The organism is Geodermatophilus sp. SYSU D00525 (assembly GCF_054050475.1).
The window spans coordinates 23052-36818 of the sequence record NZ_JBJGZK010000031.1 but is presented as its reverse complement, the minus strand read 5'-3'; the positions used below and the strand labels follow the sequence as shown (position 1 = coordinate 36818).

At 74.6% G+C, this 13767-nt stretch carries 13 protein-coding genes; 10 read left to right on the top strand and 3 right to left on the bottom strand.

Translation table 11 applies throughout. The features are described 5' to 3' along the window. Window positions 1–47: 47 nt before the first annotated feature. Together ACI796_RS20200 and ACI796_RS20195 are read left to right on the top strand one after the other, a co-directional pair. The gene (locus tag ACI796_RS20200) at window positions 48–1898 is read left to right on the top strand and encodes a SpoIIE family protein phosphatase (protein WP_456943005.1); all 1851 of its coding nucleotides are present in this window, start codon (window positions 48–50) and stop codon (window positions 1896–1898) included. A gap of 48 nt (window positions 1899–1946) precedes the next feature. Continuing rightward, on the top strand, window positions 1947–2957 hold the full coding sequence (locus tag ACI796_RS20195; protein WP_456943004.1) for a DNA topoisomerase IB: 1011 nt from the start codon (window positions 1947–1949) through the stop codon (window positions 2955–2957). A 63-nt stretch (window positions 2958–3020) separates the two neighbouring features. On the opposite strand, the gene ACI796_RS20190 is transcribed toward ACI796_RS20195, so the two are convergent. Together ACI796_RS20190 and ACI796_RS20185 are read right to left on the bottom strand one after the other, a co-directional pair. Then, a complete protein-coding gene (locus ACI796_RS20190) occupies window positions 3021–3419 on the bottom strand; it encodes an STAS domain-containing protein (RefSeq protein ID WP_387989785.1) in 399 nt (132 codons plus the stop codon). 262 nt (window positions 3420–3681) lie between these two features. Further along, window positions 3682–4203, bottom strand: coding sequence for a hypothetical protein (locus tag ACI796_RS20185; protein ID WP_456943003.1), 522 nt, complete (start codon window positions 4201–4203; stop codon window positions 3682–3684). A 157-nt stretch (window positions 4204–4360) separates the two neighbouring features. On the opposite strand from ACI796_RS20185, the gene ACI796_RS20180 reads away from it, so the two are divergent. The 8 genes from ACI796_RS20180 to ACI796_RS20145 all read left to right on the top strand — a co-directional run bounded on the left by ACI796_RS20180 (window position 4361) and on the right by ACI796_RS20145 (window position 12660). Further along, window positions 4361–4966, top strand: coding sequence for a DUF1360 domain-containing protein (locus ACI796_RS20180; RefSeq protein ID WP_456943002.1), 606 nt, complete (start codon window positions 4361–4363; stop codon window positions 4964–4966). Window positions 4967–5104: 138 nt separating this feature from the next. Continuing rightward, complete coding sequence (gene ku / locus ACI796_RS20175) at window positions 5105–6064, top strand: non-homologous end joining protein Ku (protein WP_456943001.1); 960 nt, start codon at window positions 5105–5107, stop codon at window positions 6062–6064. Window positions 6065–6073: 9 nt separating this feature from the next. Beyond that, a complete protein-coding gene (gene ligD, locus ACI796_RS20170) occupies window positions 6074–7057 on the top strand; it encodes a non-homologous end-joining DNA ligase (protein ID WP_456943000.1) in 984 nt (327 codons plus the stop codon). 10 nt (window positions 7058–7067) lie between these two features. Further along, window positions 7068–7988, top strand: a complete 921-nt coding sequence (ligD, locus tag ACI796_RS20165; protein ID WP_456942999.1) for a non-homologous end-joining DNA ligase — start codon at window positions 7068–7070, stop codon at window positions 7986–7988. 47 nt (window positions 7989–8035) lie between these two features. Further along, window positions 8036–8920 (top strand): formyltetrahydrofolate deformylase, encoded by an 885-nt coding sequence (gene purU / locus ACI796_RS20160; protein ID WP_456942998.1) that lies wholly within the window; start codon window positions 8036–8038, stop codon window positions 8918–8920. Window positions 8921–9026: 106 nt separating this feature from the next. Further along, window positions 9027–9527 (top strand): Fur family transcriptional regulator, encoded by a 501-nt coding sequence (locus ACI796_RS20155; protein WP_456942997.1) that lies wholly within the window; start codon window positions 9027–9029, stop codon window positions 9525–9527. Beyond that, window positions 9524–11188, top strand: coding sequence for a catalase (locus ACI796_RS20150; protein ID WP_456942996.1), 1665 nt, complete (start codon window positions 9524–9526; stop codon window positions 11186–11188). Before ACI796_RS20155 ends, ACI796_RS20150 begins: the two co-directional genes overlap by 4 nt. 164 nt (window positions 11189–11352) lie before the next feature. Next, window positions 11353–12660: an MFS transporter gene (locus tag ACI796_RS20145; RefSeq protein WP_456942995.1), complete on the top strand. Its 1308-nt coding sequence runs from the start codon at window positions 11353–11355 to the stop codon at window positions 12658–12660. A 108-nt stretch (window positions 12661–12768) separates the two neighbouring features. Here the strand turns inward: ACI796_RS20145 and ACI796_RS20140 are convergent, their stop codons facing one another. Next, window positions 12769–13722, bottom strand: coding sequence for a proteasome assembly chaperone family protein (locus tag ACI796_RS20140; protein ID WP_456942994.1), 954 nt, complete (start codon window positions 13720–13722; stop codon window positions 12769–12771). Window positions 13723–13767: the final 45 nt, after the last annotated feature.

Below are 13767 nucleotides of genomic sequence, written 5' to 3'. Positions count from 1 at the left end.
CGCGCGCGGTTGCCGGGGCACCGGCCCTGTGGTCTGTTGGTCCCCGGATGAGCACCAGCCAGGGCAGTCTGCCGCCGGGGCCCCGTCCCGCCGAGGACGTGGGCCCGGCGGCGCTGGTGGCCGCTCTGGAGGACGTGCCCTCGGCCCTGTGGTTCGTCGCCGGCCCCGACCCGCGGACCCTGTGGGCCAACGCCCGCGCGCGCATGCTGGGGCCCACCCCGCACGACCTGCCCGTCGTCGGCGACCGCTCGGTGGCCGACGTCGTCGCCGACGTCCTGCGCACCGGCCGGCCGGTCACCCTCTCCGGCGTCCTGGCCGGCGACGGCCCGGAGGTGACCGTGGCCGTGCGGCCGCTGGCCGCCGGCGCCGACCCGGGTGCGGTCCTCGTCGTCGAGAGCAGCGAGGAGCCCGGAGACTCCCGGGACGGGGTGCCCGGGGACGTCGTGGGGGAGGTGCAGCACTCGCTGCTGCCGCCCTCCCTGCCGCTGCTGCCCGACGTGCGGCTGTCGGGCAGCTACCACCCGGCCAGCTCCGACCGCGTCGCGGGCGGCGACTGGTACGACGCCGTGCCGCTGGGCCACGGCCGGCTGGCGCTGGTCATCGGCGACGCCGTCGGCTCCGGGGTGCCGGCCGCCGCCGCGATGAGCCGGCTGCGCGGGGCGATGCGCTCCAGCGCGCTGCGCGACCCCGCCCCCGCCGCGGTGCTCGCCGCCCTCGACGACTTCGCCACCCAGATGGACGACGTCCAGGGCGCCTCGGTGTTCTACGCCGTCCTCGACGCGGCCACCGGCGCGCTGACCTACGCCGCCGCCGGGCACCCGCCGCCGCTGCTGGTCGAGGCCGACGGGCGCACGACCCGCCTGGCGGTCGACCCGCGGCCGCCGCTGGGCACGGTGCGCGGCGCGGCGACGCCGGTCGCCTCGGCCCGGCTGGAGCGCGGCGCCACCCTGGTCCTGTACTCCGACGGCGCGGTCGCCGCGGCCGGCCCGCCGCCCGCCGCGGGGCTCGACCGGCTCACCGAGGTCGCCCGGGCGGCGCTGACCGACCCCGCGACCCTCGACGGCGACGCGATGGCCGGGTTGGCCGCCACCATCGCCGGCGGGGTGCTCACCGCCGACGGCCGCCCCGACGACGTCGCCGTCCTCGTGGCGCACCGCCGCGCGCGGTCGGTGGAGGCGCTGCGGCTGGACCTGCTCGCGGTGCCCGCGTCGCTGCCCGCCGTGCGCCGCCGGCTGAGCGCCTGGCTGACCGCGCTCGGCATGGGCGAGCAGGACCGGGTGGGCGTCATGGTCGCGGTGGGGGAGGCCTGCGCCAACGCGGCCGAGCACGCCTACCGCGGCACCGAGCCCGGCCCCATGCAGGTCACCGCCGCGGTCGACGTCGACGGCGTGCTCACCGTGACCGTGCACGACGAGGGCACCTGGCGCCCCCCGGACCGCGACCCCGGCGACCGCGGCCGCGGGCTGCTGATCATGCGTCAGCTGGTCGACGGGATGGTCGTGCGCGGCGAGCACGGCACGACGGTCACGCTGCGCACCCGGCTGCGCCAGACGCCCGACGAGGAGCCCGAGCACCCGGTGGGCGGCACCGGCGCGACCGTCGTCGTCGACCGGGAGGGCGCCGACCCGGTGGTGCGTGCCGCCGGCGACGTCGACATGGTCAGCGCCGAGCAGCTGCGCATCCGGCTGCTCGAGGCCAGCCACGGCGGCACCGTCCGGGTGCAGCTGGACCTCACCGCGGTCACGCTGTTCAGCAGCGCGGCGGTGCGCGTGGTGCTCGCGGTCGCCGCGATCGCCGAGGCCGAGGGGTGGCGGCTGGTCGTGCACGCGCCCGACGGCGGCGTCACCCGGCACATCCTCGAGGTGAGCGGCCTGCAGCGGCTGGTCGAGCTGCGCTGACCCGGGCCGGTCCGTTTACGGGACCGGCGCGGTGCCCATCAACGGAGCGTGAGACTCCGGCGCAGCAACGTGCACGGGCCCGGCTGGACCCGGCGCCGGGCCGGTCGCGGCTTCTCCTACCGCGACGAGACCGGGCAGCTGATCCGGGACGCGGACCGGCTGGACCGGATCCGGTCCATCGCGATCCCGCCGGCCTGGAAGGACGTGTGGATCTGTCCGTGGCCCAACGGCCACATCCAGGCCACCGGGCTCGACGCGGCCGGCCGCCGCCAGTACCGCTACCACGACGCCTGGCGGGCGCGACGGGACGCGGAGAAGCACGAGCGGGTGCTGGCCATCGCCTCGGAGCTGCCCGAGGTCCGCGACCGGGTGGCCGACGCGCTGCGCACCCGCGGGCCCAACCGGGAGCGGGTGCTCGCCTGCGCGCTGCGGCTGCTGGACCTCGGGACCTTCCGCATCGGCAGCGAGGAGTACGCCGAGGAGAACGGCACCTACGGCCTGGCCACGCTGCGCCGCGAGCACGTGACCGTGCGCGGGGAGCGGACGTTCTTCCGGTACACCGCGAAGGGCGGCATCGAGCGGGAGGTGGAGATCACCGACCGGCCGACGGCGACCGTCGTCCGGCACCTGCTGGAGCGCCCCGACGACGCCGGCGAGGAGCTGCTGGCGTATCAGCTGGACGACGGCACCTGGCACGACGTGACCAGCGACGAGATCAACGCCTACCTCAAGGAGGTCAGCGGCGCGGAGATCACCGCCAAGGACTTCCGGACCTGGAACGCCACGGTGATGATGGCCGCCGCGCTGGCCGAGCAGCCGCCGCCGAGGACCCGGACGGCGCGGAACCGGACGATCCGCGAGGCGTACGTGCGGGTCTCCGAGCACCTCGGCAACACCCCCGCGGTGTGCAAGGCCAGCTACGTGGACCCGCGGGTGGTGGACCGCTACGAGAACGGGGAGACGGTGGCCGACGCGCTGGCCGACCTGGCCGGCGCCGACGACGACCGCGAGGTGCAGAAGGTGCTCGAGCAGGCGGTCTGTCGCCTGCTCTCCGCCTGACCGGCTCCGGAAGCCGACGAGGCCCCGCCGGAGCGGGGCCTCGTCGCGGGTGGTGCGGAGGGGTCAGCGGGCGCTGCTGTCCACGATGGTGAACAGGTCGATCAGGCCGGTGACCTCCAGCGGGCGGGTGACCGCCCGGGTGGTGGCGACCAGGCGCAGCTCGACGTCCCGGGACTTCGCCGACTTCTGGGTCTCGACGAGCACGGCCAGGCCGGCGGAGCCCAGGAACTGGACCCCCGACAGGTCGATGACCAGCTCACGGGGCTGCTGCTCGAGCTGGGTGTCCAGCGAGGAGCGCAGCACCGGGGCGGTGAAGGTGTCGACCTCGCCGACGACCGTCACCGTGACCGCGCCGTCCTCGCTGGTGGAGGTCGAGAGCGTGATCACGTCGTCGAAGGGTGCCTCCGTGCCCTCGGTGGACACGTCGTGCTGCCCCCCGGCGGGCAGGTCGGATGCGGTCACGGACGCAGCTCCTCTCAGTGGCCACGCCGAGCGGTGCGGCCACCGGTCAATCTACCGCCGTGCGACCCGGAGGTGTCGTGGCCCCCGGGCAGGCCGGCGTCGCAGTGAGAACGCCGGAGGCGGTCGGCCGACCGGCGAGCGCGGCTGCCTGCTCAACCGCATTTACAACGTAGACAACCCGGTGGCCGTCCGCCAACCAGCCCGGGTGTGCGCGTGGCGGCGCTCACCCGGGCCGGTGACGGAACGGTGCTGGAGAGTGGCGTCAGGTGTTCTCGACGACGTGCATCGCCGACTCCTCCGGGCCCTCCCCGGCCACCGGGGCGTCGGCGAAGGCCTCGACGTCGTCCCCGGTGCGGTTGGTGCCCGAGTCGCTGAGCGCGTCGGTGTCCTGGTCCTGGTCCAGCTGCGCGAACGCGCGCGACGGGTCCTCGGCGGGGCGCACGCCGGGGTCGTCGTCGGGGACCTCCTCCTCCAGGCGTGCGGTCAGCGACTCGCCCTCCTGCTGCTCGCGCGCCGTCGTCCCGAACCCGACCGGCTCGTCCTCCCGGTCACCCGGCTCGGGGGCGAACTGCGGGTCCTCGGAGCGCTGCATCGTGGGGAAGTCGTCCTGCGAGACGTCCGGCACACCCTGGTCCTCGGGGAAGACGTCGCGGGCGGTCTGCCCCTGGGAGCCCGGCGCGCCGCCCTCGCGCACGCCGGTCAGGCCCCGCTCGTCGTCGGGGAACTCGGCGTCGTTCTGCGCGGAGTGGACCGCCCCGCTGTCGTTCGGCTCCGGCTGGGTCATCGGGCGTTCCTCTCTCTCGGGCCGCCGGACGGTGCCCCCGGCGGCGGACTGCCCTCCCGCCTACCCGCCTCCCGGGAAGCCATGCGGCGGCGGGACGTGACGCGACCGGCCGGGCCGGACGGCATGGCGCACCGGCCGCAGGGGTAGCGGGAGCCGCATGGCGATCCCCGACGAGGTGGCGCGCACCGTGCAACCGGTGCGCCGCTGGGCGAACGAGCAGGCGCGCGGCTACGCCGGCGACGAGGGTCGGCCCCTCGGCGGGTTCCTCGGCGCGATGGGCGTGTACAGCGCCGCGGTGACCGCCGGCGCGGCGGTGGTCCGCGCCTCCGGCCGGGAGCTGCCCAGCAGGATCCCGCTCGGCGACGCCGTGCTGCTCACCGTCGGCACCTTCCGGCTGGCCCGGCGGATCGCGAAGGACCCGGTCACCAGCCCGCTGCGCGCGCCGTTCGCCCGGTTCCAGGGCGCGTCGGGCGAGGCGGAGCTCGCCGAGGACCTGCGGGTCGAGCACGGCTGGAAGCACGCCGTCGGCGAGCTGGTCACCTGCCCGTTCTGCCTGGCGCAGTGGGTGGGCACCGCGTTCGTCTTCTCCTACGTCGCCGCGCCGCGGGCCACCCGGCTGGCCGCGCTGACCATGACGATGGTGGCCGGCTCCGACGTCCTCCAGTTCGCCTACGACGCGCTGCAGAGCAGTGTCACCGGCGGCGGCCCGGAGGACGATGGCAGTCAGGACGACACGTCCGGCCGGCACGCAGAACAGGACTGAGCACGACAGGAGCGAGAGGAGCGCCCGCTTCCCCCGGGCGGAGGAGATCACCAGCGACCGCACTGCCGGGGCGCCGGCCCGCACCTATCCTGCGGGCCGCGCCGCCCGACGGTCGCGGAGCCCGGGAAGGGGAGTGACATGCGCTCGATCTGGCGCGGCGCGGTCTCGTTCGGCCTGGTCAGCATCGGGGTGAAGCTCTACACCGCGACCGAGGACAGGGACGTCCGCTTCCACCAGGTGCACGCCGTCGACGGCGGGCGGGTCAGGTACAAGCGGATCTGCTCGATCGACGGCGAGGAGGTCGAGTACGGCGACATCGCCAAGGGCTACGAGCTGTCCGACGGCCAGCTGGTGATCCTCACCGACGACGACCTCGCCGAGCTGCCGCTGGCCACCCGGCGCGAGATCGAGGTCCTGCAGTTCGTCGACCAGGCGGACATCGACCCGATCCAGTTCGAGAAGACCTACTACCTGGAGCCCGACGGCCCGGCCACCCGCCCCTACGTGCTGCTGCGCGACGCGCTGGAGAACACCGGCCGGGTCGCGATCACCAAGATCGCGCTGCGGCAGCGGGAGTCGCTGGCCGCCATGCGGGTCCGCGACGGCGTGCTGGTGCTGCACACCATGCGCTGGCCCGACGAGATCCGCCGTCCCGACTTCGGCTTCCTCGACGAGGACGTCTCGGTCCGGCCGCAGGAGCTGCAGATGGCCGAGGCGCTGATCACCTCGATGGCCGGCGACTTCGACCCGGCCGAGTTCACCGACGACTACCGCGAGGCGATGACCGCGCTGCTGGAGGCCAAGCAGACCGGCGGCGACGTGCAGCCGGTGCCGGAGACCGCCGACCCGGGCGCGGCCGTCGTCGACCTCATGAGCGCGCTGCGGCGCAGCGTCGAGCGGGCCCGCGGCGGCGCCGCCGACGACGAGGCGCCCGCGGAGGCGGCGCCGGCGCGCAAGCCCGCCAAGAAGGCCGCGGCGAAGAAGGCGCCCGCGGGGAAGGCGACCGCTGAGGAGGCGCCGGCCCGCCCGGCCCGCGCGCGCAAGGTCACGGCCGCCAAGAAGGAGCCGGCCAAGCGCGCGTCCCGCCGCAGCGCCTGACCCGCCCGGATGGTCCGTCCCGCCCTGCCCGGGCCGCCGGTGCCGGCGCCGATGCTCGCCGTCGCCGGCGAGTTGCCGGCCGACGACGCCGCGTGGGGCTACGAGTTCAAGTGGGACGGTGTGCGGGCGCTCGCGGCGGTCCGCGACGGCCGGGTGGACCTGTGGGCGCGCAGCGGCACCCTCCTGACCGCCCGTTATCCCGAACTCAGCCGCTTACCGGGCACCCTGGCCGGCGTCGAGGCCGTCCTGGACGGCGAGGTGGTGGCCCTCGACCGGCTGGGCCACCCGGACTTCGGGCTGCTGCAGAACCGCATGCACCGCACCGGCGGGCCGGAGGTCGCCCGGCTCGCGGCCGCGGTGCCGGTCACCTACCTGGTGTTCGACCTGCTCGCCGAGCGCGGCCGCAGCCTGCTCGACGTGCCCTACGCGCAGCGGCGCGAGCGCCTGGACGCGCTCGCCCCGCAGGGGCACCGCTGGGCGGCGACCCCGTGGTTCCGCGGCGGCGGCGCCGGCGTGCACGCGGCCAGCCGGGACAACGGGCTGGAGGGCGTGGTCGCCAAGCGGCTGGACTCGCCGTACCGGCCGGGCGCGCGCTCGCCGGAGTGGCGCAAGGTCAAGCACGTCCGCACGCAGAGCGTCGTCGTCGGCGGCTGGCGGCCGGGCAAGGGGCGGCGGGCCGGGGGAGTGGGGTCGCTGCTGGTCGGCGTCCACGACGACGACGGCCGCCTGGTCTACGCCGGGCACGTCGGCACCGGGTTCACCGACGCGGTGCTGCGCGAGCTGGGCGGGCTGCTCACCCCGCGCCGCAGCGCGCCGTTCGCCGGCGCCGTCCCGCGCGACGTGGCCCGCGACGCGCGCTGGGCCGAGCCGGACCTGGTCGGCGAGGTCGCCTTCGCCGCGTGGACCGCGGACGGCCGGATGCGCCACCCTGCGTGGCGGGGGCTGCGCGAGGACCTCGACGTCGACGACGTCGTCGTGGAGTGGTCCCCCTGAGGGGAGCCTGATGGACCGCCAGCGGGTGCGGGTGGAGGGCCGGCAGCTGTCGGTGTCCAACCTCGACAAGGTGCTCTTCCCCGAGGTCTCGTTCACCAAGGCCGCGGTCATCGACTACTACGTGCGCATCGCGCCGGTGCTGCTGCCGCACCTGTCCGGCCGGCCGGTCACCTTCACCCGCTGGCCCGACGGCGTCGAGGGGCAGGCCTTCTTCGAGAAGAACACCGCCCGGCACGCGCCGGACTGGGTGCGGCGGGTGACCGTGCCGAGCCCCGGCAGCTCGCGGGACCGCGAGGTGCTGGAGATGGTGGTCCTGGAGACCGTCGCCGACCTCGCCTGGGCGGCGAACCTGGCCGCGCTGGAGCTGCACGTGCCGCAGTGGCAGGTGGGCAGCAAGCGGCAGCCGGCGCTGCCGGACCTGCTCGTGCTCGACCTCGACCCCGGCCCGGACGCCGGCATCCGCGAGTGCTGCGACGTCGCCGAGCGGCTGCGGGTGCGGCTGGTGGCCGACGGGCTGGACCCGGTGGTCAAGACGTCGGGGTCCAAGGGGGTGCAGGTCTACGCGCCGATCCGGGTGACCGACCGCGAGCACCCCAGCCGCTACGCGAAGGCGCTGGCCCAGGAGCTGTCGGCGGAGACGCCCGACCGCGTCGTCTGGCGGATGGAGAAGGTGCTGCGGCCGAGAAAGGTGCTCGTCGACTGGAGCCAGAACAACCCGGCCAAGACGACGGTCGCCCCGTACTCGCTGCGCGCCCGCCCCGACGCGCCGGTGTCCACGCCGATCGGGTGGGACGAGGTGGACGCCGTCCGCGACGGCGCCGACCCCGCGGAGCTGCGCTTCCGCACCGAGGAGGTGCTCGCCCGGGTGGAGGAGTACGGGGACCTGTTCGACGTCGCCGCCCGCACCCGCGCCCGCCTGCCCGCCGTCTGAGCCCCGGTGAGCGGCAGAAACGGCCGTTTCTGCCACCATCTCCGACCGTGTCCGCCGCCCCGCTCGCGCACGACCCCGTCTCCTCCGATCTCGGGCGGCTGGTCGTCCGCTGCCCGGACCGCCCGGGGATCGTCGCGGTGCTCTCCCGGCTGCTGGCCGACGTCGGCGCGAACATCACCGAGTCGCAGCAGCACTCCTCGGACCCGACCGGCGGGGTGTTCACCCTGCGGCTGGAGTTCGTGCTGCCCGGGCTGGCCACGCGCCGGACGCAGCTGGAGGGCGCGCTGGAGCTGCTCGCCGCGCAGTGGCAGCTGACCTGGCGCCTGACCGAGGCCGCGCGCCGGCCGCGGCTGGCGGTGTTCGTGTCGAAGACCGACCACGTGCTGCAGGAGCTGCTCTACCGGGTCCGCGCCGGTGACCTGCGCGCCGACATCGCCGCCGTCGTCTCCAACCACCCCGACCTCGAGCCGGTGGCCGCGGCGGCCGGGGTGCCCTTCCACCACGTGCCGGTGACGCCCGACACCAAGGCCGACGCCGAGGCGCGGGCGCTGGAGCTGGTCGGCGACGTCGACCTGGTGGTGCTCGCCCGCTACATGCAGATCGTCTCGGCGGACTTCTGCAGCCGCTTCCCCGAGCGGCTGATCAACATCCACCACAGCTTCCTGCCGGCCTTCGTCGGGGCGAACCCGTACCGGGCGGCGCACGACCGCGGCGTGAAGCTGATCGGCGCGACGGCGCACTACGTCACCCCGGAGCTCGACGCCGGCCCGATCATCGAGCAGGAGGTGGCCCGGGTCGACCACCGCGCCACCGTCGAGGACATGCGCCGCATCGGCCGCTACGTCGAGCGCCAGGTGCTCGCGCAGGCGGTGACCTGGCACGTGGAGGAGCGCGTCGTCGTCGAGGGCGACCGCACGATCGTCTTCGCCTGACGCATGTGTTCCTGCCCACCCGGGTACCGCTGGTCCAGCGGGGAGCCCCACCCGACACGCGCCCTTGATTTGACTGACTAAAGAAAAGCGGGTTGGGTGGGACCCGATGGAGACGACGTGGGCGCCGCGGCTGCGCGACGCCGGGCTGCGGGTCACCCGGCCCCGGCTCGCGGTCCTCGACGCCCTCGCCGCCCATCCGCACGCCGACGCGGACACGTTGGTCACGGTGGCCCGCCAGGCACACCCCACGATCTCGCCGCAGGCGGTCTACGGCGTCCTCAAGGCGCTGGTCGCCGTCGGGCTGGCCCGCCGGGTCGAGCCCGCCGGGGCACCGGCGCTGTACGAGGTCCGCGTGGGGGACAACCACCACCACCTGGTGTGCCGCTCGTGCGGTGCGGTCGCCGACGTCGACTGCACCGTGGGCGCGGCACCGTGCCTGGCCCCGTCGGACACGGCCGGCTTCGTCGTCGACGAGGCCGAGGTCGTGTTCTGGGGGCTGTGCCCCGACTGCCGGGGCGCCGGCCACCCGGCCGCCGCCCCCGGCCCGTCCGTCCGAGTCCGTCCAGAGGTCGGACAGCACCACACCCGAGGAGAGGCAGGAGCATGACCGACGTCGCATCGCAGGGGCCGGCCCCGAGCGAGGCCGACCGCCCGGTCCTGACCAACCGTCAGGGCCACCCGGTCTACGACAACCAGAACCAGCGGACGGTGGGCGCGCGCGGCCCGGCGACGCTGGAGAACTACCAGTTCCTCGAGAAGATCAGCCACTTCGACCGGGAGCGGATCCCCGAGCGCGTCGTCCACGCGCGCGGCATCACCGCGTTCGGCTACTTCGAGGCCGACGGCACCGTCGGCGACGAGCCGATCAGCCGGTACACCCGCGCCAAGCTGTTCCAGGAGAAGGGCAAGCGCACCGACGTGGCGCTGCGGTTCTCCACCGTGGCCGGCGGCCGCGACTCCTCGGAGTCCGCGCGTGACCCGCGCGGGTTCGCCGTGAAGTTCTACACCGAGGAGGGCAACTGGGACCTCGTCGGCAACAACCTCGGTGTCTTCTTCATCCGGGACGCCATCAAGTTCCCCGACTTCATCCACTCGCAGAAGCCGGACCCGGTCACCTTCGAGGCCAACGTCGCCGAGCGCGCCTTCGACTTCTTCAGCCAGACCCCCGAGGCCATGCACATGATCTCGCTGGTCTTCAGCCCGCGGGGCACGCCGGCCAGCTACCGGCACATGCAGGGCTTCGGCGTGAACACCTACAAGTGGGTCAACGCCGAGGGTGAGACCGTCCTGGTCAAGTACCACTGGTACCCGAAGCAGGGCGTCAAGTCCTGGACCGCCGCGGACGCCTCGGCCGCCCAGGCCAAGAGCCTCGGCACCCACACCAAGGACCTGCACGACGCCATCGCCGCCGGCGACCACCCGTCGTGGGACCTCTACGTCCAGATCATGAGCGATGACGAGCACCCGGAGCTGGACTTCGACCCGCTCGACGACACCAAGGTCTGGCCCGAGGAGCTGTTCCCGGTCCGCAAGGTCGGGACGATGACGCTCGACCGGATGCCGGTGGACAACTTCACCGAGAACGAGCAGATCGCGTTCGGTACCGGTGTGCTGGTCGACGGTCTGGACTTCTCCGACGACAAGATGCTCGTCGGCCGGACGTTCTCCTACTCCGACACCCAGCGCTACCGGGTCGGCCCGAACTACCTGCAGCTGCCGGTGAACGCGCCGAAGGCGCGGGTGGCCACCAACCAGCGCGACGGCCAGATGGCCTACGGCGTGGACCGGGCCGAGGGCACCAACCCGCACGTGAACTACGAGCCGTCGATCCTCGGCGGCCTGCGGGAGGCCCAGTACCCGACGCACGACGAGCAGGGCCCGGTCGTCACCGGCCGGCTCACCCGCAAGCGGATCCCGCGCACGAACGACTACGCGCAGGCCGGCGAGCGCTACCAGCTCTCGGAGCAGTGGGAGAAGGACGACCTGGTCGCCAACCTGGTCGACGCCCTCTCGCAGTGCCGCCGCGAGATCCAGGAGCGGATGGTCTGGCACTTCTTCATGTGCGACGACGAGTGGGGCCAGCGGGTCGGCGACGGCCTGGGCATCAGCGCCGACGACGTCCGCGGCCTGGAGCCGCTGCAGACGCAGACCCTCACCGAGGAGGAGCTGCAGCGCGCCGCCAACCTCGGCAAGAACGGCCCGCGCGACGTCACCGGCCACCAGATGACGCACTGCGTGCCCAACGAGCACGTCACCGTCGAGGCCTGAGCAGCACACGGCACACCGCAGCGGGCCGCGTCCGGGATCCCCGGGCGCGGCCCGCTGTCGTGTCGGGGCGCGGCGGACTTCCGCTGGGCGGGAGCCGATTGGGACGCGGCGCGGGGCGCTCCTACCGTCGGTCGACCGCCGTCGCCTCGCCGTGGAGGACACCGATGAGCTCGACCCCCGTCCGCCCGACGACGCCCGGCGCCGCCGCCCGCGCCGCCGGGTGGGTCGCGCCGCTGTGCTGGATCGCGGTGCTGCTCGACGGCTTCGACCTGGTCGTCGTCGGGACCGTGGTCCCCACGCTGTCGGAGCCGGAGGAGTTCGCCCTCACCGGCACCGGCGCCACCGCGGTGATCACCATCGGCCTGGTCGGCATGATGATCGGCGCGCTGACCATCGGCACGCTCACCGACCTGGTCGGCCGTCGCAAGGCGCTGATCGGCGCCGTGGCGTCCTTCTCGCTGTTCACCCTGCTGTGCGCGTTCGCGCCCAACGAGGTCGTCTTCGGGGTGCTGCGCTTCCTCGCGGGCCTGGGCCTCGGCGGCTGCCTGCCCACGGCGATCGCCATGGTCAACGAGTTCACCCGCGCCGGGCGCAGCGGCCGGGCCACCACGACGATCATGACCGGCTACCACGTCGGTGCCGTGGCCACCGCGGCGCTGGCCATCGTGGTCATCCCGTCGCTGGGCTGGCGGTGGATGTTCGTCATCGGCGCGGCCCCGGCCCTGGTGCTCGTCCCGCTGATGGTCGCGCGGCTGCCGGAGTCGGCGTCCTTCCTGCAGGCCGCCGGCCGGCGGGCGGAGGCCGAGGAGGTGGCCCGCCGGTACGGGCTGGAGCTGGAGAGCACCGCGGGCCCGGCGTCGGCCGGCGCGACCGCCGGCGCCGCCTCGACCGTCCGCTCGCTGTTCACCGGCGGGTTCGCCCGCAACACCGTGGCCATCGGCGTGACCTCGTTCATGGGGCTGCTGCTGGTCTACGGCCTGAACAACTGGCTGCCGACGATCATGCGCGAGGCCGGCTACGACCTCGGCTCCTCCCTGGCGTTCCTGCTGGTGCTCAACGTCGGCGCCATCGTCGGTCTGCTGGTGGCCGGCACGGTCGCCGACCGCATCGGCGCCCGCACCGCCGGGATGATCTGGTTCGCCTCCGGCGCGCTGTTCCTGGCGCTGCTGTCGGTCGAGCTGCCCACCGCGGGCCTCTACCTGATGTGCTTCCTCACCGGCTGCTTCGTCTTCTCGGCGCAGGTGCTCGTGTACGCGTTCACCAGCGCCAACCACCCGCCGGCCGTGCGCGCCACCGCGCTGGGCTGGTCGGCCGGGGCCGGCCGGATCGGCGCGATCGTCGGGCCGGTGATCACCGGGGCGCTGGTGACGGCGGGCATCGCCTTCCCGTGGGGCTTCTACGTGTTCGCCGTCGTCGGCGCACTGGGGGCGCTGGCCCTGAGCGTCACGCGGGCGATGCGCCCCGCGCGATGACACCGCGGTCCTGCGGACCGCACCGCCGCCAGCTGCCGTCCCCCTGAGGGCGGAGCCCCGCGGTCGAGTCCTCCTCGGGGACCCCTCCGGGGCCCACTCGGGACGCCGTCAGTCGCTTCGTCCGCGGCGGTCCTGCTCGGCGAGGAAGCGCTCGAACTCCGCGCCGATCTCGTCGCCGCTGGGCACCTCGCCGCCCCCGCCGAGCAGGTCCTCGCCCTCGCGGGCGGCGGCGAACTGGTCGTACTGCTGCTCGAGCGCGGCCACGACGGCGGTGTTGTCGGCCGAGCGGGCGATCTGCTCGTCGACCTCGGTGCGGTGCTCCTGGGCGGCCTCGCGCAGCGTCTCGGTGGGCAGCAGCAGGCCGGTGAGCCGGCCCAGGTGCTCGAGCAGCGTCAGCGTCGCGGCCGGGTAGGTGGCCTGCGCCAGGTAGTGCGGCACGTGCGCGGCCACGCCGAGGGCGTCCACGCCGGCCTCGCCCAGGCGCAGCTCCAGCAGCGCCGGGGCGCTGCCCGGGACGCGCAGCTCGCCCCAGTAGACGGGGTAGGACTCGATGAGCTGCCGCCGCGTGGCGTGCGCGGTGACCGTCACCGGCCGGGTGTGCGGCACCGGCATCGGGATGGCCTGCAGCGCCACCACCGAGGTCACCCCCAGCCGCTCGACCACCCCGGCGACGGCGGCGACGAAGCCCTCCCACCGGTAGTCCGGCTCCGGGCCGTGCAGCAGCAGGAACGGCTCGCCGGCGTCGTCCTCCAGCGCCGAGAGCACGATCTCCGGCGCGGTGAAGTCCTCGTAGTGGTCGCCGTTGAACGACATCCGCGGACGGCGGGCGCGGTAGTCGACCAGCAGGTCGGCGTCGAACCGCGCGACGGTGCGGTGCGGCAGCGAGGCCAGCAGGTGCGAGGCGGCGAGCTGGGCGGACGAGGCGGCGTCGAAGTCGCCGGCGAGGGCGTGCACGAGCACGAGGCCGCGCCGCTGCGCGGCCCCGGCGGCCGCCTCCTCGGCGGCGAGGAACGGGTCGGCCTCGGGAGTGAGCTGGACGAGCTCCTCCGGTCGCTGCGCCACGGGGGCACCTCCTGCTGGTCGGACGTCGTCAGGGATCAGCGACGG